The 22,968-nt window shown below is 42.8% G+C and carries 25 protein-coding genes; 2 read left to right on the top strand and 23 right to left on the bottom strand.

Annotated features, from left to right (window positions below; all coding sequences use genetic code 11):
* Positions 1–2: 2 nt before the first annotated feature.
* The 5 genes from MKZ02_RS10595 to panB form a co-directional block, all read right to left on the bottom strand.
* Positions 3–1,118 carry an aromatic ring-hydroxylating oxygenase subunit alpha gene (locus MKZ02_RS10595; RefSeq protein ID WP_340853494.1) on the bottom strand — a complete coding sequence of 372 codons (1,116 nt, stop codon included), beginning with the start codon at positions 1,116–1,118 and terminating at the stop codon, positions 3–5.
* A 136-nt stretch (positions 1,119–1,254) separates the two neighbouring features.
* Complete coding sequence (locus MKZ02_RS10590; protein ID WP_340853492.1) at positions 1,255–2,745, bottom strand: aldehyde dehydrogenase family protein; 1,491 nt, start codon at positions 2,743–2,745, stop codon at positions 1,255–1,257.
* Positions 2,746–3,132: 387 nt separating this feature from the next.
* Positions 3,133–3,516, bottom strand: a complete 384-nt coding sequence (gene panD, locus MKZ02_RS10585) for an aspartate 1-decarboxylase (protein ID WP_120032548.1) — start codon at positions 3,514–3,516, stop codon at positions 3,133–3,135.
* A gap of 1 nt (position 3,517) precedes the next feature.
* Positions 3,518–4,375, bottom strand: coding sequence for a pantoate--beta-alanine ligase (gene panC, locus MKZ02_RS10580; protein WP_340853490.1), 858 nt, complete (start codon positions 4,373–4,375; stop codon positions 3,518–3,520).
* A complete protein-coding gene (panB, locus tag MKZ02_RS10575) occupies positions 4,372–5,211 on the bottom strand; it encodes a 3-methyl-2-oxobutanoate hydroxymethyltransferase (RefSeq protein ID WP_340853488.1) in 840 nt (279 codons plus the stop codon). Before panB ends, panC begins: the two co-directional genes overlap by 4 nt.
* A gap of 298 nt (positions 5,212–5,509) precedes the next feature.
* On the opposite strand from panB, the gene MKZ02_RS10570 reads away from it, so the two are divergent.
* Entirely contained in the window at positions 5,510–6,574 is a 1,065-nt protein-coding gene (locus MKZ02_RS10570; RefSeq protein WP_340853486.1) for a PQQ-dependent sugar dehydrogenase, read from the top strand.
* Positions 6,575–6,641: 67 nt separating this feature from the next.
* Here the strand turns inward: MKZ02_RS10570 and MKZ02_RS10565 are convergent, their stop codons facing one another.
* Genes MKZ02_RS10565 through MKZ02_RS10535 form a run of 7 tightly spaced genes read right to left on the bottom strand, consistent with a single transcriptional unit; the run spans position 6,642 to position 12,270 of the window.
* On the bottom strand, positions 6,642–7,631 hold the full coding sequence (locus tag MKZ02_RS10565) for a biotin--[acetyl-CoA-carboxylase] ligase (RefSeq protein ID WP_120032556.1): 990 nt from the start codon (positions 7,629–7,631) through the stop codon (positions 6,642–6,644).
* Entirely contained in the window at positions 7,616–8,809 is a 1,194-nt protein-coding gene (locus tag MKZ02_RS10560; RefSeq protein ID WP_340853485.1) for a CCA tRNA nucleotidyltransferase, read from the bottom strand. Before MKZ02_RS10560 ends, MKZ02_RS10565 begins: the two co-directional genes overlap by 16 nt.
* On the bottom strand, positions 8,802–9,953 hold the full coding sequence (gene bshA, locus MKZ02_RS10555; RefSeq protein WP_340853483.1) for an N-acetyl-alpha-D-glucosaminyl L-malate synthase BshA: 1,152 nt from the start codon (positions 9,951–9,953) through the stop codon (positions 8,802–8,804). Before bshA ends, MKZ02_RS10560 begins: the two co-directional genes overlap by 8 nt.
* Positions 9,953–10,666 (bottom strand): bacillithiol biosynthesis deacetylase BshB1, encoded by a 714-nt coding sequence (gene bshB1 / locus MKZ02_RS10550; RefSeq protein WP_120032563.1) that lies wholly within the window; start codon positions 10,664–10,666, stop codon positions 9,953–9,955. The genes bshA and bshB1 overlap by 1 nt, the downstream gene beginning before the upstream one ends.
* Positions 10,653–11,066, bottom strand: coding sequence for a methylglyoxal synthase (locus MKZ02_RS10545; RefSeq protein ID WP_120032565.1), 414 nt, complete (start codon positions 11,064–11,066; stop codon positions 10,653–10,655). The genes bshB1 and MKZ02_RS10545 overlap by 14 nt, the downstream gene beginning before the upstream one ends.
* Positions 11,067–11,076: 10 nt before the next feature.
* Positions 11,077–11,877, bottom strand: coding sequence for a 4-hydroxy-tetrahydrodipicolinate reductase (gene dapB, locus MKZ02_RS10540; RefSeq protein WP_120032567.1), 801 nt, complete (start codon positions 11,875–11,877; stop codon positions 11,077–11,079).
* Between the two features lie 3 nt (positions 11,878–11,880).
* A complete protein-coding gene (locus MKZ02_RS10535; protein WP_406909010.1) occupies positions 11,881–12,270 on the bottom strand; it encodes a nucleotide pyrophosphohydrolase in 390 nt (129 codons plus the stop codon).
* 119 nt (positions 12,271–12,389) lie between these two features.
* On the opposite strand from MKZ02_RS10535, the gene MKZ02_RS10530 reads away from it, so the two are divergent.
* Positions 12,390–13,262, top strand: a complete 873-nt coding sequence (locus MKZ02_RS10530; protein WP_340853482.1) for a YitT family protein — start codon at positions 12,390–12,392, stop codon at positions 13,260–13,262.
* A 42-nt stretch (positions 13,263–13,304) separates the two neighbouring features.
* Here the strand turns inward: MKZ02_RS10530 and MKZ02_RS10525 are convergent, their stop codons facing one another.
* From MKZ02_RS10525 to MKZ02_RS10475, 11 genes are all read right to left on the bottom strand, one after another.
* A complete protein-coding gene (locus tag MKZ02_RS10525) occupies positions 13,305–13,985 on the bottom strand; it encodes a zinc metallopeptidase (protein ID WP_120032571.1) in 681 nt (226 codons plus the stop codon).
* A gap of 69 nt (positions 13,986–14,054) precedes the next feature.
* On the bottom strand, positions 14,055–14,846 hold the full coding sequence (locus MKZ02_RS10520) for a sporulation protein YpjB (RefSeq protein ID WP_340853481.1): 792 nt from the start codon (positions 14,844–14,846) through the stop codon (positions 14,055–14,057).
* Between the two features lie 89 nt (positions 14,847–14,935).
* Positions 14,936–15,526: a DUF1405 domain-containing protein gene (locus MKZ02_RS10515; protein ID WP_340853480.1), complete on the bottom strand. Its 591-nt coding sequence runs from the start codon at positions 15,524–15,526 to the stop codon at positions 14,936–14,938.
* Between the two features lie 113 nt (positions 15,527–15,639).
* Complete coding sequence (locus MKZ02_RS10510) at positions 15,640–16,407, bottom strand: menaquinol-cytochrome c reductase cytochrome b/c subunit (RefSeq protein WP_120032578.1); 768 nt, start codon at positions 16,405–16,407, stop codon at positions 15,640–15,642.
* Positions 16,408–16,458: 51 nt separating this feature from the next.
* Complete coding sequence (gene qcrB, locus MKZ02_RS10505) at positions 16,459–17,133, bottom strand: menaquinol-cytochrome c reductase cytochrome b subunit (RefSeq protein ID WP_120032580.1); 675 nt, start codon at positions 17,131–17,133, stop codon at positions 16,459–16,461.
* A 14-nt stretch (positions 17,134–17,147) separates the two neighbouring features.
* Positions 17,148–17,651 carry a ubiquinol-cytochrome c reductase iron-sulfur subunit gene (locus tag MKZ02_RS10500; RefSeq protein ID WP_120032582.1) on the bottom strand — a complete coding sequence of 168 codons (504 nt, stop codon included), beginning with the start codon at positions 17,649–17,651 and terminating at the stop codon, positions 17,148–17,150.
* A 154-nt stretch (positions 17,652–17,805) separates the two neighbouring features.
* Entirely contained in the window at positions 17,806–18,273 is a 468-nt protein-coding gene (locus MKZ02_RS10495; protein WP_340853478.1) for a YpiF family protein, read from the bottom strand.
* 92 nt (positions 18,274–18,365) lie between these two features.
* Positions 18,366–18,905: a ReoY family proteolytic degradation factor gene (locus tag MKZ02_RS10490; RefSeq protein WP_340853477.1), complete on the bottom strand. Its 540-nt coding sequence runs from the start codon at positions 18,903–18,905 to the stop codon at positions 18,366–18,368.
* Between the two features lie 36 nt (positions 18,906–18,941).
* Positions 18,942–20,201 carry a tetratricopeptide repeat protein gene (locus tag MKZ02_RS10485; protein WP_340853476.1) on the bottom strand — a complete coding sequence of 420 codons (1,260 nt, stop codon included), beginning with the start codon at positions 20,199–20,201 and terminating at the stop codon, positions 18,942–18,944.
* A gap of 351 nt (positions 20,202–20,552) precedes the next feature.
* On the bottom strand, positions 20,553–21,842 hold the full coding sequence (gene aroA / locus MKZ02_RS10480) for a 3-phosphoshikimate 1-carboxyvinyltransferase (protein WP_340853474.1): 1,290 nt from the start codon (positions 21,840–21,842) through the stop codon (positions 20,553–20,555).
* An 11-nt stretch (positions 21,843–21,853) separates the two neighbouring features.
* Complete coding sequence (locus MKZ02_RS10475; protein ID WP_120032594.1) at positions 21,854–22,957, bottom strand: prephenate dehydrogenase; 1,104 nt, start codon at positions 22,955–22,957, stop codon at positions 21,854–21,856.
* Positions 22,958–22,968 lie beyond the last annotated feature (11 nt).

Raw genomic sequence — 22,968 nt, 5'->3', positions numbered from 1 at the left:
TCTTAGACCCCCTCTAATGCCTTCAAAACTAAACCATGAAAATGATGAACCGCATGCTCGCTTATGGATGATCTTTCATGATCAATCACATAACGGCCATCCACATATCCCTTTGATCGAAGTCCGCGTTGCACGCTTTCAACTAAACTAATATCTTCGGGCGTTAATACTTCATCTTGATATTTGATATTTTCCCATCCTTCTTCCGATGGCTCCTTCGTTAAATAGTAAAATTCCAAATATTCAATGGAAGACTCTGGTCCATTCGGCTCGATATACATAATGATTAATCCCGGCTCTCCCGGCATAACGTCGATAGCCAAAGTCGGCCATAACCAATAAGAAAGATACGTTTCGATATCCTGATCATTTGTTTCACTGTCAGTATTGCAAACTAATTTCCCCTTGCTGTTGCTCGTTTGCGCCACATAATAATCTTGCGGTTCAATTTTATAACTCTTCATATCGATCAACTCGACGAATTGAGGATGGGCCACTTGGCAATGATGACATTCAAGGTAATTGTCTACTACGTTCTTCCAATTAGCCTTGATATCATATTTAATCCGATGTGACAATGTTAAACCGTCCAGCTGAGGGATATGAGCACGAATTTCCTCTTCTAATCCCGGCATCATTTCCCGCATTGGTTTAGCGTTCGGATCAAGATTAACAAAGATAAAGTTTAAAAAAGTTTCTACCCGCACAGGGGTTAAGCATGCTTCTTCAAGATCAAAATTTTTAATTTGATCAACGGCACGGCCCCGGTTAAACTGACCGTCTAAATGAAATGTCCATGCGTGATAAGGACAAGCAATGACGGATTTTTTCCCTTCTCCTTCGACCAGTTCATGCCCCCTGTGCGGACATACATTATAAAAACCTCTAATGACATGATCCTTCCCTTTAACGATCATAATATTTTGTTCAAATAGTTGAAAGGTAAAGTATTTCCCTGGGATATCTACTTTTTCTATATGCCCGGCATAAATCCAGTTTTTATAAAAGATCTTTTCCTTATCTAATTTTAATGCTTCATCACTTGTGTAATAATCCGATGGCAATGTATATGATTCCCGTGCGTCTGCTTTATAGCGATGAATCATGTTTGTACTCATGTTTTTCCCCCCCAATATGTTTTACTTTTACTGGCTTGTTGAGCCCTTGCGGCATTTTCAACTAGCGCTTTCTTTTAAAAAAGAAGTGAGAAATGGATCTTGTTTGTATCTAATCCACTTCTCAACTAAAGTTTCATTAACCCGGGAACCAGCTAACCGGTTCTACATTAAGATTAATATTAATTTGTTTGATTTCCTGAAAATCTTCGAGTCCATATGTTCCAAGGCTTCGACCGATTCCACTTTGCTTGTATCCCCCCCATGGTGCTTCCACGTAAGTAGGATGATAAGCATTTATCCATGTAATGCCGGCACGTACTTGTTTAATGACACGCAAGGCTTTTGCTCCATCATTTGAGAACACAGCCCCTGCCAAGCCAAAATCTGTTTCGTTCGCAAGCTGAATGGCTTCATCTTCACTTTTAAACTTTTGAATCGTTACAACCGGTCCGAAAATTTCTTCTTTTACAATCCGCATATCAGAAGTTACATTTGTGAAGGCTGTCGGCTCAATGAAGAAGCCTTGATCTAATCCATCAGTTAGCAAGCGGCTTCCACCACAAGCAAGAGTAGCTCCCTCCTGCTTGCCGATTTCGATATAATTTAAAATAGCATTCATCTGCTGTTCACTTGCAATGGCTCCAACTTGGGAATCTTCATTCATTCCTGGACCTACTTTAATTTGCTTTGCGCGCTCTATGTAACGCTCTACAAATTGATCATAGATGCTCTCCTCGACAAGAATGCGGCTTCCTGAAGAGCATACCTGTCCAGCTCCGAAGAAAATGCCGAATAACGCGTAGTCAACCGCTGTTTCAAAATCAGCATCAGCAAAAATAATATTCGGTGATTTGCCCCCAAGTTCAAGAGAAATCTTCTTTAGATTTCCAGCAGCTGCCTTCATAATTTCTCGGCCAACATTTGTGCTTCCGGTGAATGAAATCATATCTACATCATGACTTTCAGCAATTGTCTGGCCAACAACTGCCCCTCTTCCCATCACGAGATTCATCACTCCCTGTGGAACCCCCACTTCTTCAATAATCTCGACCAACTTCATCGCTGTAATAGGCGTTGCTTCTGCCGGCTTATACACGATGGTGTTACCAGCTGCAAGAGCCGGTGCTATTTTCCACACACTCATCAAAAGGGGAAAGTTCCACGGTACAATCAATCCAGCAACTCCCACTGGTTCACGAACGACCATAGCTTGAACGTTTTCAGGCACTTGGTATGTTTCTCCTTCCGGCGTTAGAATTAAGCCGGCATAATACCGGAAGCATGTAGTAGCATCAGCTACATCAAACTCTGCCTCCGCTTTCAGCTTGCCGTTATCCATGACTTCCAAGTTTACGAGCTCCTCAAACTTTTCATCAATTTTATCTGCAATTTTATTTAAGTATTGGGCCCGTTCATGTGTCGTTAAGCCTGACCAGATACCGCTTTCAAAAGCTGCTCTGGCAGCTGCAATCGCTTCTTCTGTCTCCTCTTTTGTTGCTCTTGGCGCTCTGGCAATCACTTCTTGTGTCGCCGGATTGATCACAATATTCTCGTCTCCGTTTTTTGCTGTTTTCCATTCTCCATTGACAAACATTTTCAATTCTAATACCGATGTGTCTACTGACATATACTTTCCTCCTGCTATAATTTTTCGTCCACATTAAACATATGCAACAAGCGTGCCAATGACCAGTAGTCTATAAACCCTTTACATATCAAGTGTTCAATCTCCTTATATAGAAACACGTTCGTTCAAAATTGGCTGATTTCAACCAGAATTGACACATTTACCGCTTTCATCAGACGGCTACAGTTTTTAAAAACTTTGGCGCTGTATACTTGTTGTTGATTTCTGCTGCAGGCGGACGCTGTCCGAGAAGCTTGACAGGCACAAAAAAAGAGAGAGCAATCCCTCCCTTTACCAAAGGGAGGAATTGCTCTCAACTAATTTTAACTCTGCTTGTTAAAGCTATCTTCTGCTATAGAAAGCTCCACCTCTATGCGGACTTTCCAATTATATAATTGTACCAGCAATCTCCTCGTGAAGAAGCTGTTCAATCTCATTATTTTCCCCAGCCACCACTACTTTCGGACGGTGATCCTTTACCTTCTCCTCGGCGACCATGACATAGGAGATAATAATAACTTTATCACCCGGTTGGACAAGTCTTGCTGCCGCCCCATTTAAACAGATCACGCCGCTGTTCCGTTCACCTGGAATAATATAAGTTTCTAAACGGGCACCATTGTTATTGTTGACAATCTGCACTTTCTCATTTGCCATCATTCCAGCGGCGTCCATTAAATTTTGGTCAATCGTAATGCTGCCCACATAATTTAAGTTCGCTTCCGTTACGGTAGCCCGGTGAATTTTCCCATTCATCATTGTACGAAACATTTCAGCATTCTCCTCTAACCGTAAAAATAATGTTATCAATTAAACGCGCTTTTGAATAATTGATCGCTGCTGCCAGAATCATCTTTCCTTGCACTTCTTTTAAAGAGTTTAATTCCGGATAAGAAAGCAAGTCCACATAATCAATTGTTGCGCCAGTGTGAGTCTCTAAATAGGAAGCAGTCAAATCAATAATTTCTTTTACACTTTTTCCACCCTGTTCTGCTGCCTGTACGCCGTGCTGGAGAGCTTTTTGCAAATATGGCGCCTTTGTGCGTTCCTCTTCCGTTAAATAGACGTTGCGTGAGCTTTTTGCCAGTCCGTCCTCTTCTCTGACAGTCTCCACTCCTACAACTTCCACCGGAAAGTTTAATGACTTCACGAGACCGTCAATGACAGCAAACTGTTGGGCATCTTTCAAGCCAAAATAAGCTTTATCTGGCTCAGCTAAATGAAATAGCTTCGTGACGACCGTCACTACCCCATCAAAATGTCCTGGCCGCTTCACGCCGCACAGCTTGTCTGTTCTGTCTGTAACTGTCATAGTTATGATAGAAGGCTCCGGGTACATCTCTTCTACTTCAGGAGCAAAAAGACAGTCTACACCTGCTGAAGCGGCGAGTTGCTCATCTCGGTCTAAATCCCGCGGATAACGTTCAAAGTCTTCATTTGGTCCAAATTGCAGCGGGTTGACGAAGATGCTCATAATAATCGTGTCATTTTCCTGTTGTGCTTTATTGGCGAGAGTAAGATGCCCTTCATGAAGAAAGCCCATTGTCGGCACCAGACCAATCTGGTGTCCAGCCTGTTTTTCCGTCCGGACAAAGGCTTTTAATTCCTTAACTGTCTTAATTACTCTCATGAACGCGCTCCTCCATACAAAGCTTCCAATTCTTCTTCTTTCATCGTAAATGAATGCTCCACTCCCGGGAATATTCCACCTTTTACTTCTTTTACATAAGCAGAAACGGCCGGTATAATTTCATCATTCACATTGCTGTACGATTTAACAAATTTAGGTGTTCGGCTTACCCCATATTGAATAAGGTCATGGTAGACAAGCACTTGTCCATCCGTTTCCTTGCCTGCCCCAATTCCGATTATCGGAATAGTAAGAGCGCTTGCCACTTGAGCTGCAATCTGATAAGGGACACATTCAAGCACGGCCATAAATGCCCCTGCCTGCTCAAGCTTCTTTGCATCATCCAGCAGCTTTCGGGCTGCCTCTGCTGTTTTCCCCTGCACTTTATAACCGCCAAGAACCCCAACGGACTGCGGAGTTAGCCCTAAGTGGGCGACTGTTGGTACGCCAGCCTGCGTCAAATCCCGAACGGCCTCTACTGCCTCTTCGCCGCCCTCAATTTTTACAGCATGCGCTCCTGCTTCCTGCATAAGCGCTCTTGCTGCCCGCATCGTTTCTTCTCGGCTAATCTGATACGACATAAAAGGCAAGTCAGTAACGACAAATGTTTCTTTCGCCCCCCGCTTTACTGCCTTTGTATGATGAATCATATCGTCCAGGGTAACAGGAACGGTTGATTCATACCCAAGTACAACCATACCAAGAGAGTCTCCGACTAAAATGATGTCCGCCCCACCCTCTTCAGATAATTTAGCAGAAGGATAATCATAGGCGGTGATCATGGCAATTTTTTCACCGTTTGCTTTCATTTTGATAAAGTCACTCGTTTGCTTCATGTACGCTTCCTCCTTTTTCGATCAGAGGAGACGAAACAATCAGTAAATAAAAAGGGTCCTTCAGACAGAAGGACCCGAATAATTAGATTCGTTGTTTCGACCCTCTGTCCCTGTCCTTATGGATCAAGGCAGAACTTTTCGCTTATTTTATTATTCCAGCGGCTGACTTCAGACAAGTGCAGTTCTCTTTAAGATACTGCCCGCCTTCATTATAACAACATCTTTTTTCTTTGACTATTAGAAATTTACCTGATCATAATAGGATGAATAAGTAACTATTAAGAGAGAAGGTGAGAAGATGAAAAAATGGTTGTTGATCGCTCTCGTCCTGCTTACAGGCTGCTCTTCGCCTGAAAAAGCTCCCGAAGAAGAATCTTCCGAAAATATTCCTGCAAGCACATCAGCTGGAATAAAAGTTATCGCTAAAAAACTGGAGGTTCCATGGAACATTACTAAGTTGGATAACAGCTTCTTTATTAGCCAGCGTAAAGGTACAATTGCCGAAATTTATTCTGATGGAAAGAAAAAAGAAATGGAATTGAAGCTGGATCAACCGGTACTGCACAAAGGAGAAGGCGGCTTATTAGGCTTTGAGCTTGATCCTGCCTTTTCCAGCAACGGACGCGCTTACATCTATCATACGTACAAGGAAAAAGAAAAAATAATGAATCGAATTGTACAAATTCAAAAGAAAGGCAGCGGCTGGCAAGAGACAAAAGAACTGTTGGCCAGCATTCCCGGCGGTACGATCCACAATGGCGGACGGATCGCTCTTGGTCCTGACCATAAGCTTTACGTAACTGTAGGAGATGCCGGTGTAAAGGAGTCTGCACAAAGTAAACAGCAGCTATCCGGGAAAATTTTACGTTTAAATTTAGATGGCTCTGTTCCCCCTGACAATCCTTTTAAAGGTTCCTATATTTTTTCCTATGGACATCGCAATCCGCAAGGGATGGCCTGGAGCAAAGACGGTACCATGTATGCGACTGAACATGGGCAAAGCGCTCATGATGAAGTGAACAAAATTAGTCCAGGGAAAAATTATGGCTGGCCTCTCATTCAAGGAGACGAGAAAAGAGAAGGAATGGAATCACCTTTCATTCATTCTGGCGAGGAAACGTGGGCTCCCTCCGGTCTAGCTTATAGTAAAGGACAACTCTTTATTGCTACCCTTAGGGGAGAAAGGCTGCTTGCTTTCGATCTTAAACATCGGAAAATGACGGTTTCTTTTCAAGGCGAAGGACGCTTGAGAGATGTATATGCGAGCGATCACTATTTATATGTTGTGACAAATAATACAGATGGCCGAGGGACACCTTCTCAAGATGATGATCGACTTCTTCTTTTAAAAGAACCGCATTAATGGCAAAGGGTTATGTCTTAAATAGAAAACTGCCCGTGCTTCTGTCCAGCGGGCAGTTTTTTCTACATCATTCATCTGTCCTTGTATCGATTTCGATATCAGCGGAGTAAATATCATGGATGGTGCCGTCATCATCAAGCAGCTTCAATACACCTTCTTCTGTGATACCGAGTGCTTTGCCGTGAATCGTACCAGTCACTGTCCGCGCCGTAATTTTTTTACCGATCGACAGCGCGTGCTTTTCCCAGCGTTTTTTTATGTTAATAAATCCTTCTTTCATGTATATGTCATAATAATTTTCAAGGTTTTTTAAAATTTCCTGAACCAGCTGCGAGCGTGAGACTGCCTCTCCTTTTTCAATAGCAAGCGAGGTAGCCACTTCTTTCAATTCGTCAGGAAACTCTTTTTGATTTACGTTAATGCCGATGCCGATAATAATTGAATGAATGCGGTCAGCGTCCGCTTGCAGTTCTGTTAAAATACCGGTAATCTTCTTGCCGTTTAACAAAATATCGTTCGGCCACTTGATCTCTGGCTGCAATCCGGTCACTTCAATAATCGCTTCAACAACGGAAACTGCCGTAATCAACGTAAACTGAGGCGCTTTATAAGGCGGCAAAGACGGTTTTAATAGTACGCTCATCCAAATGCCCGTATATTTTGGAGAATGCCATGCACGTGTCATTCTTCCGCGTCCCGCTGTCTGTTCTTCTGCAATCACTACCGTACCTTCCTTAAAAGGCTCTTGTGCCAAGCGATGAGCCTCCTTCTGAGTCGAAGGGGTAGATTCCAATGCGACGATTTCTTTTCCAAGCCAGTCGGTCTGCAGGCCGATTAAAATTTCATTTTCCGTTACTTTATCCGGCTTTGTAAGAATGCGGTAGCCCTTTTTTCGTACCGCTTCCAATTCAAATCCCTCTTGGCGCAATGATTCAATGTGCTTCCAAATGGCCGTCCGCGAGCAGCCGAGGATTTCTGCAAGCGCCTGACCAGATACAAATTCTCCATCCGCTCTTGAAAACGCCTCTAATAATTGCTGTTTTACAGAAGATTGCACGCTTCAAGCCACTCCTTTATCTTTTCTTTACTGTTTTCAACTTTTCTCTCTACAACAGCCCGCTCGATCATTTCAATATAACTTTTCATCCATGGCCCACCTGTTTCATTCTTCCATTCCTTCAGCTCTTTACCGGTGATAGCTAGTTCTTTTCGAGTGTGGATCGATAGGTCGGCATGTCGATTTTTCAGCTCTTCTGCTTTTGAAGGACGGCCAGCAAGAAGCGCATTGACCGCCTCAGCATCCATCGCCTGGTCTACACCCGCTTCATATAATGAAAAATCTGTCCACTCTTCTTTCTGCTGTTTGAGAGCCGTTTCGTATGTACCCGCTAAATACTTTATTTTCTTAGCTGGCATCCGCCACTTCTTCAGCCAATCACCTGGTTTATGTGGTGCAAGAAGGACGAGCAGAAGAAGCCACTTTTGGATTCCAGTTAACTTGTTAAGATCGTAGGAGAGCATCTTATTTATCCGTTGCTCCTGCCCGAGAAGCCCTGGCAAGTAGGCAATCAAGCCTCCTTCAAGCAATATCTTGATGCCAGCTGCCGCCTCTTTCCCAGCCAGTAGTTTATCCATCTCCATTAGTTTCCGTTCAACCGCAATATGCTCCAGTAGACTAGCACAGCGGCTTAGTGCTTCTTCTGTTTCGATATGCAGCTGGAAGCCAAGCTGGCTGGCAAATCGGGCGGCCCTCATCATTCGAAGGGCATCTTCTGAAAAACGCTCTTGCGCCTTGCCAACTGTTTGAATTTGCTGTGATTGTAATGCAGCCTTTCCGCCGAAAGGATCAACGATGGTTCCATGTCGATCCATAGCCATCGCATTAATAGTAAAATCCCTTCTCTTTAAATCTTCTTCCAGTGTCCGAACGAAAGATACTTTTTCCGGTCGTCGAAAATCCTTATAATCAGATTCTGTTCGAAAGGTAGTAATTTCATAACCGTCCCCCTGCCAAATCACGAGCACGGTTCCATGTTCAATGCCGACATCGACAGTTTTAGAAAAGACGCGCTTCACCTCTTCTGGCAAGGCAGCTGTGGCAATGTCAACGTCGCCAATCGGACGATTCAACAAATAATCCCTTACCGCTCCTCCTACATAGTAGGCATCGAACCCTGCTTTCTCGAGTTGGGCAAGAATCGGAGCGGCTTTCTCAAAGATTAACTCATTATTCACTATCCGCACCTGCCTGTTGGGGAAGCAAACTCATATATAGCTTTTCGTACTCGCGAACGATGCTTTCTGAATGAAAATGAGTTTGTACTGTTTGTATCGCCTGTTCACTTATCTTTTGATAAAAATTATCATCCGTTAGCAGCTGCAAAGCTTGTTTTGTCACGGACTCAATATCTCCCACTTCAGAGAGAAAACCATTTTTCCCATTTTCAATCACTTCGGGAATGCCACCAATATTTGTGCCAATGCAAGGAACTCCGCAAGCCATCGCTTCCAAAAGTACCAAACCAAAGCTTTCTTTCTCCGATAGCAATAAGACTAAATCGCTGAGCACATATAGCTCTTCTAAATTATCCTGCTTGCCGAGAAACAAAACACATTCTTCGAGGTTCAGTTCAGAAACAAGCTTGCAAACGATAGTCATTTCTGGTCCATCGCCGACCAAAAGCAACTTTGCCGGCATGTGTTCTCTAAGCCGCTTAAATACACGAACCACATCCGGCACCCTTTTCACACTGCGGAAATTAGATACATGCATAATCACCTTATCTTGAGCAGCGATTCCCAACTCTTCGCGCAGTTGCTCATTTGCCGGTCTCTTTCGATAAACTCGCTCATCAATAAAATTATAAATAGGTTGGATGTTCTTTTGAGGGTAAATTACATCCATCGTTTGAGCGATTAGCGCTTGAGACACAGCAGTCACAGCATCGGACTCTTCGATACCAAAACGAATCGCTGCTGTTAAGGAAGGATCATGTCCAAGCACAGTGATATCCGTGCCATGCAACGTTGTAACAATCTTAATATTGGAACGTGCAATTTGCCTGCCAAGAATAGCACAAACAGCATGCGGGATCGCATAGTGGACATGCAGGATATCGAGCTGCTCCCTCGTTATAATTTCTGCTATTTTATTTGCTAGTGCAATTTCATACGGCGGGTGCTGAAAAACGGAATATTGGTTGACATCCACTTGATGAAAATAAATATTCGGGTACATCCGGTTTAACCTGAACGGACGATCCGTTGTGATAAAATGGATCTCATGTCCTTTTTCTGCAAGTAGCTTTCCAAGTTCTGATGCTACTACACCCGAGCCACCGACAGTAGGGTAGCACGTAATTCCTATTTTTAATTTCATTATAAATCCCCAATCAAATCTTGATCTATTAACAGTGGGACAGTAGTTAAAAACCCTTCTGCAAATGTTCGCCCCACTTCTTTTCCCATCAGACGGTCTCTCGCTTCAACCGCCTCTATGTAACCGGTCGTTAAAGGTGTGGCGACTGATTTTTCCCCCATCTGGAACTGACTTTGATAAGTGCATAGACTTTGCTTTTTCTTATCCATAAATTCTCCTGTATCCACGCAAAAATCAGGGGTATGAAAACCGTTGATCATATAAAAATAAAGGCGCTCCGCCTTATGAGCATTTCCGTGGGCAGTCGTTTGGTATTTTTTAATTCCGGCAGAAAAAAACGCTTCCTGTACGATACGCGAACAAGCACCGTGGTCTGGATGACGGTCTTTTTCATAAGGTGCAAAAATGACTTTCGGTTGGTAACGACGGATGACCTCTGCTACTGCTTGAATCGCTTCTTGTGTTAGAAACAACCCACGATCTGGCAAGTCAAGCGTCAACCTCTCCCGAACACCTAACAGAGCAGCTGCTTTGTTTGCCTCTTCTGCTCTCGAAGCTACCGTGCCGTTAGATGACAATTCTGCTTTTGTTAAATCGCAGAAAACAACCGTTTTACCAGCCGCCGCATATTTAGCCGCTGTCCCCCCCATGCCAATTTCAATATCATCTGCATGAGCACCGAAGGCAAGAATATCTGCTTTAATTGTTTCCATAGGTCGGCCTCTTTCCTTGTAATTGATCCAAGTCGCCTCTCTGCAAGCCCTCTATTAAAATCGTTCCGGTACCTATATTAGTTGCCAGGGGAATAGCGTACACGTCACAGAGCCGGACAAGCGCTGATACATCTGGCTCATGAGGCTGGGCGGTAAGCGGATCTCTGAAAAAGAAAACTAAGTCCATTTCTCCTCTGGCAATACTCGCTCCGATTTCCTGATCCCCGCCAAGCGGACCGGACTGGAAGCAATGGATGGGCAACCCGGAAGCCTTCATGAGCCGCCGCCCTGTCGTACCCGTGGCAAACAGCTCATGCTCTGAAAATACTTTCACATGTTCTAGAAAAAATTGAATTAAATCATCCTTTTTCTCATCGTGGGCAATTAAAGCTATTTTCATAAGCGCCTCCTCAATCTAAAATATTTTCCATGCCATAGATAAGCGTTTCTACCTTTACAACAGTTTCTACGCACACTTTGACGCCTGTCATAAAAGAAGTCCGATTATATGAATCATGGCGAATGGTCAACGTTTCACCATCTGCTCCGAACAACACCTGCTGATGAGCAATCAATCCTGGCAAACGTACACTATGAAGGTGCATTCCATCCATTTCTGCTCCGCGGGCGCCTTTCATTGTTTCTTTTTCCTCAGGATGGCCCTGTTGCTTCTTTTCTCTTACTTCGGCAATCATCTGAGCTGTCTTAATTGCCGTACCCGACGGTGCATCTAATTTCTTATCATGGTGAAGCTCAATGATCTCCACATCTTGAAAATACTTGGCTGCCATTTCAGAGAATTTCATCATAAGCACTGCACCAATAGCAAAGTTTGGAGCAATAATACAGCCAAGGTTTTTTTCCTCAGTGAGTTCTTTTAACTCCTTTAATTGTTCCTCTGTAAATCCCGTAGTACCTACAACTGGCCGAATATTGTGTTCTAGAGCGGTTTTTGTATGTATATATCCTGTTTCCGGTGTCGTTAAATCGATAAGCACCTCAGCTTCTACCTCACTAAAGCATTCATTGATGTCTGTAAAAATTGGCACGTCTATTCCCGAAAATCCCTCTACTTCACTTAACAGCTGTCCATTGTACTGACGATCTAAAACAGCAGCAAGTTGTAAGTTTTCTGATCTCTGTACCATATATACCGCTTCTTTCCCCATTCGCCCGCGCGGCCCTGCAATAATGACTTTAATCGTTTCCATTATTTATTCCCCCTCTTTTCTCGTCCAGCGATCTTTATCTCTCGTGTTAAACTTCTTCATGACTTGATCATGAGCTTCTTGCAGATCAATATTTAGTGAATTTGCCAGGCAAATAATGACAAACTGCAGATCACCAAGTTCTTCTGCTATGGTTTTCGCCTCTTCTGTTGATTTTTTAGGCTTTTCACCATAGTAATGGTTCACTTCCCGTGCCAGCTCTCCTAGTTCCTCAGTCAAGCGAGCCATCATAGCAAGCGGGCTAAAGTAGCCTTCTTTAAATTGACCGATGTATTCATCGACTTCCTTTTGCATCTCTTTGATCGTTTTATCCATGTCTTCCCTGCTTTCTTCCTTAATTAATTTTATGTTAGCTAATTCTTGAGTAGTTGACAATGAATTTATCGCTCTATACACCTCAGACTTTCATGTTTCTTATTGTCTGATCTCGCACAGTTATATATAATGACAGTTATCAATAACTGTCTCAATATTAATTCAAAGGTGGCTGGCGTATGATATTTGGCATGAAACTCAAAAATATTTTCTTTATCTTAATTGGCGGTGCCATTTATAGTTTTGGCCTTGTTCATTTCAACATGGAGAACAAGCTGGCAGAAGGCGGTTTTACCGGAATTACATTACTTTTATACAATTTGTTTAAAATTGATCCTTCTTATTCCAATCTAATTCTGAATGTGCCTTTATTTTTTGTTGGTTGGAAACTACTTGGCAGAATGTCATTTTTCTATACGATCATTGGAACAGTCGGTGTGTCTGTTTTTCTTTGGATTTTCCAGCGCAAGCAGCTTCCTATTCCGCTCCATGAAGACTTGTTTCTCGCTTCTTTATTTGCCGGGGTCTTTGCTGGTGTAGGGCTTGGCATTATTTTTCGCTATGGCGGAACAACAGGCGGAGTCGATATTATTGCTCGTTTGATTCATAAATACCGCAATGTTAGCATGGGAAAAACGATGTTTTTATTTGATGCTCTTGTGATTACGGCCTCTTTATTAACCTATCTAAATTACCGGGAAGCTATGTACACGCTCGTGGCTGTTTTCGTCGGGGCGCGAGTCATTGACTTTATGCAAGAAGGTGCCTATGCTGCCAGAGGAGCCATGATCATCTCTGACCATAATCAAGAAATTGCTGAGAAAATCACCAAACAGATGGAACGAGGCGTTACTATATTAAAAGGCCACGGTGCATTTACAAAGACAAACCGGGAAGTTCTCTATTGCGTAGTTGGCAAAAATGAGATTGTCCGCCTTAAAAACATTATCAACTCGGTTGATCCTCATGCTTTCGTTTCCGTTACAGTTGTGCATGATGTACTCGGTGAAGGATTTACCCTTGATGAGAACAAGCAGCCGATCCAAATATAAAAAGCAGGAGACTCACTCTCCTGCTTTTCTCTTTTTATGAGATTAATCTTCGTTCTGCTGCATACCGGTAAACATCAAGACTAGACGAACCAGTTCCAGTACAGCTACAGCGGCGGCAGCAACATACGTCATGGCTGCGGCATTTAGTACTTTGCGGGCCTCGCGCTCTTCGTCATTGCGGATAATACCTGATGAAACAATTTGATCCATCGCGCGCGAAGAAGCGTTGAACTCGACAGGCAAGGTAATCACTTGGAATAAAACAGCTGCTGCCATTAAAATAATCCCGAGTAAAAAAGCTCCTGTCATTGATGTAAAGATCCCGATCATAATGAAAATCCACGATAAGTTTGATCCAATATTTGCTACAGGTACGAGTGCATGACGGAATCGGAGAAAGGCATATCCCTCTTTATCCTGAATAGCATGACCTACCTCATGGGCTGCTACAGCAGCGGCAGCAATAGAATGTCCGTGATAGTTATTTGGAGAAAGATGAACCGTCTTTGTTAACGGATTATAGTGATCACTTAAAAAACCGCTTGTTTCCACTACTTTCACTTGGTGAAGGCCATTTTCATCTAAAATGCGCCGAGCAGACTGCGCCCCGGTTACACCAGTGGAGACAGAAACTTTGGAATATTTATTATACGTACTTTTTACTTTCATCTGCGCCCAGATTGGAACGAGAATTAGGATAAGAAAGTAAATTAGAAAGCCCATTGTTTGGTGTTACCCCCATTTGTACTAATATTTACTTCTCTTTTATTTTATCCTTTTCTAATTTTTATATCAATGATTCTGCTTCTTCCTCTCTTCTTCCTTCTGCCCTTTATATTTCTTCCAGCCTACATAAGAAAGCGTTACAATAATAATTCCCCCAGTAAAGCTGATGACCCATCCAAGAGAAGGCTGGGCAGGGTCCTCTTTTTCCATTTCCTTAAACACCATCTCTACTGCTTTTTCCAACTCTTCGATCTCACTTTCAGCAGATGCCTCTTTCAACATCTTTTCTCCATTTTGTTCCATATAACGAACATGTTCATCAAGTATCCGAACACTCTTTTCAGAAACATCTACTTTCAAGCTGGGCTGGATGATATAGTAATTAGCCAAAAATCTATTGAGTGATTCATGAAACCCTGAGGAATCAGCTGTCATAGAAGACTTTTTTAAAGATTGCAGGGAAGACATAACAGGCTGTTCCATTTCAGTCCATAACGGCCGGTAACGAGAAACCACTGCATCGGCCACCAAGCGGAAGGTCGTAACAGTTTCCAACGTTTCTGTTTCTTTTCCTTCAGGAGAGTTAATCACATGCAATGCTTCTCCAAGAGCCGTCGATAAAACTGTCCAATCTTCCATAGGAAGTCCACTGTCTTTAAATTGAAGTTGTATAAGTTCAAGCTGGACAGCTTTTAGCTGTGCTTCTGCATCTTCATAGAGACCGGCTTTCGTAAACTCCAGAGCCTGGCCGGCTATTTGATCTAATCTAAGAAGGCGGGCATCGGCATCCTCTGCCTGACTATGAACGGGAATAATAAATAAGCAACAAATAAGAAACAAGCACTTTATTTTTTTCATTTCTCTCCCTCCTCCGCTCCTGCTGTTAATATATGCATGAACCAAGGAAACGAGAAGAGAAACTTATAGTAGACGCTCGTTTATTCCAGTTATAAAGTCCACTTCAAACGTTTTTCTCTGCTTGTTAAATACCAAGCCAGAAAAATAGAGAAGACACTCAACCAAAAAGTAAAATAGCCAATTTCTTTAATATATAGATGTAATTGCGGATATGACGGATATTGCATATAGACATAATCAATGATTTCATTATGCAAAGCCCAAAAAGCAGCTATGATTAAATGCCATGGTTTGATGCGATAAAATGGCGCATAGAGCAACCCTTGGATAGCCATTCCTAAATGTGAAGCCATCAGCATATATCCTTCCCATGGTAAATAGCCAGTCACTTTTAATACGAGTATGTTCATTACCACTGCCCATATGCCGTATTTAAACAGTGTCACAATGGCCAATGCTTGAAAAAGCCCCCATGATTTTTTCCATAAAAATCCTAGCAACACAATCGTGAAAAACAGGCTTGCTGTGGGGCTGTCCGGAACAAAGGGCCAGAAAAACCAATCTGTGCGGACTAACTGCGGCGCATACCACATATATCCGTAAATTGTGCCGACTAGATTAATGAAAAATAAAATAAGTAAAAATCTTTTGTTCGCTAAAAACCAGTATACATATTGCAAAATGGCACCATCCTGTCTTCTCTGCTAAACATATCGGAAAAATATTGTAATGATTACATTTATTATATAGAAAAAAAGATGCCCTATTCAAGATAGGACATCTTCTCTTTGTACTATTTTAAATTAGAAATAAATTCAGCCATTTTATCGAGCTCTTCATCAGTGCCTTTAAACACACCTGCAGGCATGGCCCCTTTACCTTCACGAGCAATCTTTTGGATTTCTTCAGGCTTTAATCCCGTGCCGACAAGAGATGGTGCTGCTGCACCGCCTGTCAAATTTTCTCCATGACAGTTAATACAGCCATTTTTCTGGTCAGCAAAGATTTTGTATCCTTCATCATTCTTATCGAACTCTGCTTCTTCGACAATTTTACCTTGTGCCTCTGCAGCTTCCCAGTCATGATGAACAACGGATTCCCATGTTAAGAAAACAATGGCTGATAAAGCAAGAATCATAAAGCCCGTAGCAAATGGGCGTTTAATTGGTCTGCGTTCTGGTCCTCGGTCAATGAACGGAGCAAGTAAAAGTCCTCCAAAAGCTAGTCCTGGAATAACAAAAGCTCCAATAACATTGTAAGGTCCGGAAGCATACGTGTATTTCAGTAACTGGTAAAGAAATAAAAAGTACCAGTCTGGAAGCGGAATATAACCTGTATCCGTCGGATCCGCGACACGCTCAAGCGGAGATGGATGCGCTACTGTCAAGCATAAATAACCAACTAAGAAAACGGCACCAACCATCCACTCTTTTAATAAAAAGTTCGGCCAAAAGGCTTCAGTTTTCCCCGGGTATTCCGAGTAATCTTTCGGAACATTCGGTTTGCGTACTGCCGGGATACGCGAATCACCAACGAATTTCATCCCTTTTCCACGATGCATGGCGTTCCCCTCCTTTAAAAAGATCTTTAGACATTCAATGAAATTTTAATTTTACAATGGTCCGGAGATACCTTGTCTGCGAATCATAATAAAGTGAGCTGCCATTAAGCCGAGCAACGCTGCCGGCAGGAAGAACACGTGAATCGCAAAGAAACGAGTAAGCGTCTGGGCTCCAACGATATCCGGATGACCCGCAAGCAGGGTTTTTACCTGTTCCCCAATGAATGGAGTGGAAGCGGCGATTTCTATACCTACCTTCGTTGCGAATAACGCTTTCATATCCCATGGCAATAAGTAACCCGTGAAGCCGAGACCAAGCATAACAAAGAAAATTAATACGCCCACTATCCAGTTCAGTTCACGTGGTTTTTTGTAAGCTCCTTGGAAGAACACGCGCAACGTATGTAAGAATATCATAACGATAACTAAACTCGCACCCCAGTGGTGCATACCACGCACAATCATTCCAAATGCCACTTCATTTTGAAGATAATAAACCGATTCCCAGGCATTTTTAATATCAGGCACATAATACATAGTCAAAAACATACCTGATAGAATCTGGATAACGGTTACGAAAAATGTCAATCCGCCAAAACAGTAAACGAAAGCCGAAAAGTGATGAGCCGGGTTTACGTGTTCAGGCACTTCATGATCAGCAATATCCCGCCACAAAGGCGTAATATCTAAACGCTCATCAACCCAATCATAAATTTTGTTTAGCATGAATTACGCCTCCTTTACGCAATGGTTTGTGGCTCCGGCTTGCCGAGCTGCAAGAAACCGTCTTTTACTTTCGTTGGGTACTTATCAAGCGGTCTTGTTGGTGGTGTACCAGGAATGTTTTTTCCACTCTTTTCATATAAACCACCATGACACGGACAGTAGAACTTGTTTTTGTGACCGCTTCCTTCCCAGTCAACCGTACAGCCTAAGTGTTTACATACAGGTGAAAGGGCAACGATTTCGCCTTTCTCATTCTTGTAAACCCAAGCCGTTTGTGTAACATCGGATGTGTACCATGCATCTTTTTGTTCGTAAGAGAAGTCCACACGAGTCGGTTTCGTAGACAATTCATCCACTTTCTGCTTCGTAGTATGGTATTCGCCTTTTCCACCATGCGCCAAAACTGGATCAATTGCAAAACGAACCATTGGCATCAACATGCCAGCTGCCATAAAGCCGCCAACGCCTGTCAGTGTATAGTTAAGAAATTGACGTCTTGATACAGGTTGTTTACTCATTCTTTTCCCCCCTCTATTGTAAGCTGCGTCCGCACTGGACGTATTTATAAGCGCACAAACATAAACTAGGACACCACTATGATAATCCAAACTTGGAAACAGGTCAATATCACAGCGATCGAAAATATATCAAAGTATGTGACGATTTTCTGAATTATGACAAATTTTGCTGCCATTTGTGGACGATTATATTGACAAATTGTTTTGCTTGATCCTCTATTAACGAGTATTTGTACGAATCCTCCATATGTTCAAGCGGCACGGATGGAACCCAGATTAATGAGCCACCGATCTCTTCTTCAGCCAACTTCCAGCTGCTGTCTGAAGTGAAGAATAGCTTATGTTTAAACCCACTCTTGTCCATCTCCTCAACCCAGCGATTTAACGCGGCAAGCTTTCCTTGTTCCTCCTGTTGTCTTATGTAAGTAAACGGGGGAATAAGCAAGATTCGCCCTTTAAATTGCTTCTCAAGCAGCGTAGTTAACAACTGCATAAATTCATATTGAGAAGCTGTTTCTTTCATGTCGCTTTCAAAAGAAATAGGGATGAGCGGCACGAGTGCTGTATCCACATATTCTTTTTGCTGTTGAAAGCTTTCTGTATCTCTGCCATTCCAATTCATGTCATTCACCTCTTGTTTTATAGTACCACAGTGATTCGATGAGAATCATCCTTCTTTATTCAAAAATAAAGTCTTTTGCCGCAGGCAAAAGACTATTTTAAAGCATTTAGTTGATCAGTCAACGCCAGAAATGCTGCTTTATCTCCGCTATCGAGCGCTCTATCTATGTCTTTGAGCAATCGCTCCTTCTGAAAACGATAGATTCCCTCTTTAAGAAAGTTTTCAGCAAGCACTTTATCCTTTTCCGTAATTCGTAAATTCCTTGGCATAAATGGGTTTTCTTCCATTACGGCCGCATATTGATGAGATATATTGGAAGACTTGAACTTCAATTCAATATAAATGTCCTCTTCCTTGTTCAACCGGATATCATGAAATGATTTTTCTGCATCCGTTGTCATGATGTTCTCTTTAAAAAAACGAAACGGGGCACTGTCAACACAGTGGGTAGACATGATCATTCCCCGTGGACAATATTGTGCGTCTTCTACAAAATGCACCTTTTCCATGAGCTGGTCGTGGCTCATTAAATAATTTAAAATCCATACAGATTCTCTTCTTTTTAATTGATAGTGATTTAAAAACCAGCGGATAAAATCTTTTTTCTCATGAACAGATACAGGGGCAGCCATTTTATAAATCCCTCCTCTGTAAAGATAGTCATTTAATTAATCCGAAAGTCGCTCAATGAGCAACAGCCACTCTTCATTCGCGGGATCATTCTCCAGCAGCTGACGGAATATTTGCAGTGCTTCCTTACGATTTCCTTCTTCCATTAAGAAGTATCCGTATTCTTCTAAAAAGTGTGCATGACCTTTAAAGAAATTATATGCTTCTTTATAAGCAGTTAATGCCTGACTATACTCTTCTAATTCATTGAGGGCTTTTGCCTCATCCCATAAAAGCTGTGGATCAGCCTCTCCATCTTTCTTCAGCAGTTCGGTAATTTCCAGTACATCTTCATAGCGTTCCTGATGAAGAAGCAATTTATTTAAGGTAAGGGCGGCTTCTGAATACTCAGGATCTAATGCCAAGGCAGCGCGCAAAAACTGCTCTGCCTCCTCCTCTCTGCCTAACTTTAGGCTAAGCTTACCTGCAATGAGATGCAGCTCTTTGTGAAACTCGTCATGCTTAATTCCCTCCTTAGCTGCTTCTATCCCTTTTTCTAACTCCTCCTCCCGCTCATATGCTTTGGCTAAATAAAGATAAATAGAGTGATAGTCTGGGTCAAGCGCTTTTAACTCTTCAAATTTAGCGATCGCTGTTTGATAAAAGCCCGCTTGAAAAGCCGTGAAAGCGTAACCAAATAGTGTGTTAATTTCCAGATGGCCTTCAAGCGCTTTTTCATAATACTCCAAGCTCTCCTCAAAAGCTCCGCCTACGCTCAATGACTCAGCCAGGCGCTGATAAATGGAGATACCCGCTATCTCTTCTTGTCTATCTGCAAGCAGGGCTCTATAAAGACGAATAGCTTCCAAAAACCTTCCCTGCTCCGAGTAGAACTCAGCAAGCGCAAATTGAATAACCGGTTCATCAGGCAACAGTTCATTGGCAGCTTGCAGCTTCTGTTCACTTACTTCATATAGACCTTGCATTTGGTATAGATCAGCAAGCAACAGCAGAGCTCTCGGATAGTTTTCGTCTGCTTGGTCCAGCTGCTCAAGGAGAAGCATGGCCTCTTCTTCTTTATCCATATCAACGAGCACTTCAGCAAGAAGGACGCGCAGCTCTCCTTCTTCCGGAAAGGTTTCCAGAAGCCCTTCGTACAGCTCCCGCGCTTCTTCCAGAAAGCCCAGACCATATAATTGTTCGGCCAGCGAAAATTTCTCTTCATCTGAGGAAAACGACTGGACCTTTTTAAATAGAGAAAACGCTTGTTGATTTTCCCCTTTTTCTAAACTTTCTAGCATTTGCTGTGCATAAGACATTTTCTTCGAATCCTTTCTAAAAAACAATTTACTCTTATTAGGACTGTCGACAAACGTCCGACTTCTTTATTACTAGTCTGCTTGATCGATCATCCTCATCTACATCAGACTTAAGTTTTAAAGGACGGTCATTTGCCATCAATCCCAGGGTGCTTTCAATCATCCTGTTCACACCTTGTAATATTGTTATCATAGTGAAAGAAAAGCCTGACAGCAACTTTTTTATCTTCAATAGTAAATACATTCTCCAGGAAAGAGCAATTTCCTTCTTTATGCAGAAAAAGGAGCTGATAAAATCAGCTCCTTTTTGTTGGCTGCTGTGTGCGTCGCCAACTAAACACCTTGTTTTCATTACTTTTGAATGAGTTGCTTCATATCTTCAAAGAAAGAAGGATAGGAAACCGCAATAGCCTCGGGATTTTCAAGCTCAATGGCTCCTGTAGCCACTAGAGAAGCAACAGCCAGCATCATACCAATTCGGTGATCTCCATGCGATGAAACACGAGCTCCAGACAGCGAGCTCTTGCCATGAATAATCATTCCATCCTCTGTAGCTTCAATTTCCGCGCCAAGCTTCTTTAATTCATTCACAACCGTGTCAATACGATTTGTTTCTTTTACTTTCAACTCTTCTGCATCCTTGATGACAGTCTTTCCTGCTGCCTGTGTGGCAAGCAGAGCAATGATCGGAATTTCATCAATCAGCTTCGGAATTAAATCGCCGCCCACTTCAATGCTTTTTAATTGAGAAGTACGGATAGTAATCGTCCCTATCTCCTCTCCAACAGTCTCACGGGCCTCAATTTGAATATCGGCCCCCATTTGAACAAGCACATCAATAATTCCCGTTCTTGTCGGATTTAAGCCAACGTTTTCAAGAATGACTTCACTGCCGGGAACCATCGCCCCAGCAGCAAGGAAAAAGGCCGCAGATGAAATATCTCCAGGTACATATACACTTGTCCCTTTAAATGACTGGCCGCCCTGCACGACAATATCATTGCCGCGGCGTGTAACTTCCCCGCCGAATTGTTTGATCATTTTTTCTGTATGATCACGGGTTGGCTGCGGCTCCGTGATCACTGTTTCTCCTTCTGTCTGGAGAGCAGCAAACAAGAGGGCAGACTTTACCTGAGCGCTCGCTACAGGCAATTCATATCGGATGGGGGACAGTTTTGAACCGTCAATTGCCAGCGGTGTAAACCGTCCATTGCTTCTGCCATTAATTTTTGCTCCCATGCTCGTTAAAGGGGCAACAACCCGATCCATTGGCCGTTTGGCGATAGACTCATCTCCAATTAATACAGAGTGAAATGGACGGCCGGCCAAAATCCCCAATAAAAGTCTCGTCGTTGTTCCAGAGTTCCCAGCATCAAGGATTTCAGAAGGCTCAATCAATCCGTTCCATCCAGTTCCATAGACAACAATTTCTTCATCGGTCTCTTCAATGTTCACACCGAGCTTTCGAAAACAGTCAATCGTCCGCAGGCAATCTTCCCCTTTCAAAAAATGCCGAATGGTTGTCTTGCCTTCAGCTAAGGCGCCAAACATAACCGAGCGATGGGAAATTGATTTATCTCCCGGTACTTCCACCCGCCCATTCAGCGGGGAATTTGTCAGCCTTAATTCCATTTCTTTCATCGAATCACCCTTCATGCTAAAAATAAGTCGTAGTTTGTCTGTTTTTCAATGCATTGCCGGGCCCGCATCCGGTCTTTTTCATTCTGAAAGCTAATCACAAGCACTCCGTACACATCTTCTCTCGTTTCCACAATCCGAATATTCGTGATGCTAATTCTCTCTTCCGCTAAGTAAGCCGTGATTTCTGATATGACTCCCGGATAATCCGGTACATCGACATACAAATCATAAAATGAAGGAATAGCTCCCATTGCTTTAGCAGGAAGATCATCCCTAAATTCTTTTGCTTCATTAAAATAATCAAATAAAAGAGGAGCACTCTCTTCTTTTAAAATATCTATGACTCTTTCCATCTCTATTTTCCAATCGCATAAAAGTGTGAGAAGCACTTCTTTATTATGTAGCGAAATATCCTTCCACATTTCCGGGCTTGATGAGGCAATCCTCGTTAAATCCCGAAACCCCCCGGCAGCAAGACGGGAAATCAAGGAGTTGCTATTATTGTATTTGCGAGCCTGGTGAACAAGAGAGGCAGCAATGATATGAGGAAAGTGACTGACAACCCCTGTAAGGTGATCATGGTCATCAGCAGAAATTTCCAATATTTTCGCTTTGGTTCCTTGCAGCCATTTTTTTAAAACGGCCACCTGCTTTTCGTTCGCTCCTTCACCTGGCGTTAGCAGGTAAAAGGCATTCTCAAATAAAAGCTCTTTTGCAGCTGTCACTCCGCTCTTATGAGAGCCCGCCATCGGATGACCGCCAACAAAGGTTATGTGGCGGCTTTCCAAAATGGCGGCACAGGACATAATTCTCTTTTTTGTACTGCCCGTATCTGTGATGATGACTTCTTCTTTTAAATCAAATTCAGCCAGCTGTCTGATCAGCCTTTCTGTCTGTAAAACGGGTACAGCCAAAATGATAAGATCCGCTTGCTCTGCCCCCTCTTGAAATGTGCCTGCCTGCCTGTCAATAATATTCAATGCTTCGGCAAGGCCTACTTCACCTTCGCGGATGTCGTATCCGATAATTTCTGCCTGGGGATGGGCTGCTTTGATCGCCTTCGCCAGCGACCCGCCGATTAAGCCCAATCCGGCAACTAATACAGTTCCTCTCATTCTTCACAAAC

The sequence above is a fragment of the Pseudobacillus sp. FSL P4-0506 genome, from assembly GCF_038003025.1.
Taxonomy (GTDB): domain Bacteria; phylum Bacillota; class Bacilli; order Bacillales; family Domibacillaceae; genus Pseudobacillus.
Note: the sequence above shows the minus strand (reverse complement) of the source record. Positions and strands in the feature narration are given on the sequence as shown.

Excerpts from the sequence above, each read along its gene's own strand:
- MKZ02_RS10525 (WP_120032571.1), bottom strand. The coding sequence starts at position 13,985 with ATGGGCTTTCTAATTTACTTTCTTATCCTAATTCTCGTTCCAATCTGG.
- MKZ02_RS10545 (WP_120032565.1), bottom strand. The coding sequence starts at position 11,066 with ATGAAAATAGCTTTAATTGCCCACGATGAGAAAAAGGATGATTTAATT.
- MKZ02_RS10475 (WP_120032594.1), bottom strand. The coding sequence starts at position 22,957 with ATGAGAGGAACTGTATTAGTTGCCGGATTGGGCTTAATCGGCGGGTCG.
- MKZ02_RS10590 (WP_340853492.1), bottom strand. The coding sequence starts at position 2,745 with ATGTCAGTAGACACATCGGTATTAGAATTGAAAATGTTTGTCAATGGA.
- aroA (WP_340853474.1), bottom strand. The coding sequence starts at position 21,842 with ATGAAAGAAATGGAATTAAGGCTGACAAATTCCCCGCTGAATGGGCGG.
- MKZ02_RS10595 (WP_340853494.1), bottom strand. The coding sequence starts at position 1,118 with ATGAGTACAAACATGATTCATCGCTATAAAGCAGACGCACGGGAATCA.
- qcrB (WP_120032580.1), bottom strand. The coding sequence starts at position 17,133 with ATGCTAAACAAAATTTATGATTGGGTTGATGAGCGTTTAGATATTACG.
- MKZ02_RS10485 (WP_340853476.1), bottom strand. The coding sequence starts at position 20,201 with ATGTCTTATGCACAGCAAATGCTAGAAAGTTTAGAAAAAGGGGAAAAT.
- panD (WP_120032548.1), bottom strand. The coding sequence starts at position 3,516 with ATGTTTCGTACAATGATGAATGGGAAAATTCACCGGGCTACCGTAACG.
- bshB1 (WP_120032563.1), bottom strand. The coding sequence starts at position 10,666 with ATGGAAACAATTAAAGCAGATATTCTTGCCTTCGGTGCTCATGCAGAT.
- panB (WP_340853488.1), bottom strand. The coding sequence starts at position 5,211 with ATGAAGCAAACGAGTGACTTTATCAAAATGAAAGCAAACGGTGAAAAA.
- dapB (WP_120032567.1), bottom strand. The coding sequence starts at position 11,877 with ATGGAAACGATTAAAGTCATTATTGCAGGGCCGCGCGGGCGAATGGGG.
- MKZ02_RS10495 (WP_340853478.1), bottom strand. The coding sequence starts at position 18,273 with ATGAATTGGAATGGCAGAGATACAGAAAGCTTTCAACAGCAAAAAGAA.
- bshA (WP_340853483.1), bottom strand. The coding sequence starts at position 9,953 with ATGAAATTAAAAATAGGAATTACGTGCTACCCTACTGTCGGTGGCTCG.
- MKZ02_RS10490 (WP_340853477.1), bottom strand. The coding sequence starts at position 18,905 with ATGGCTGCCCCTGTATCTGTTCATGAGAAAAAAGATTTTATCCGCTGG.
- panC (WP_340853490.1), bottom strand. The coding sequence starts at position 4,375 with ATGAGAGTAATTAAGACAGTTAAGGAATTAAAAGCCTTTGTCCGGACG.
- MKZ02_RS10510 (WP_120032578.1), bottom strand. The coding sequence starts at position 16,407 with ATGCATCGTGGAAAAGGGATGAAATTCGTTGGTGATTCGCGTATCCCG.
- MKZ02_RS10570 (WP_340853486.1), top strand. The coding sequence starts at position 5,510 with ATGAAAAAATGGTTGTTGATCGCTCTCGTCCTGCTTACAGGCTGCTCT.
- MKZ02_RS10520 (WP_340853481.1), bottom strand. The coding sequence starts at position 14,846 with ATGAAAAAAATAAAGTGCTTGTTTCTTATTTGTTGCTTATTTATTATT.
- MKZ02_RS10500 (WP_120032582.1), bottom strand. The coding sequence starts at position 17,651 with ATGAGTAAACAACCTGTATCAAGACGTCAATTTCTTAACTATACACTG.
- MKZ02_RS10530 (WP_340853482.1), top strand. The coding sequence starts at position 12,390 with ATGATATTTGGCATGAAACTCAAAAATATTTTCTTTATCTTAATTGGC.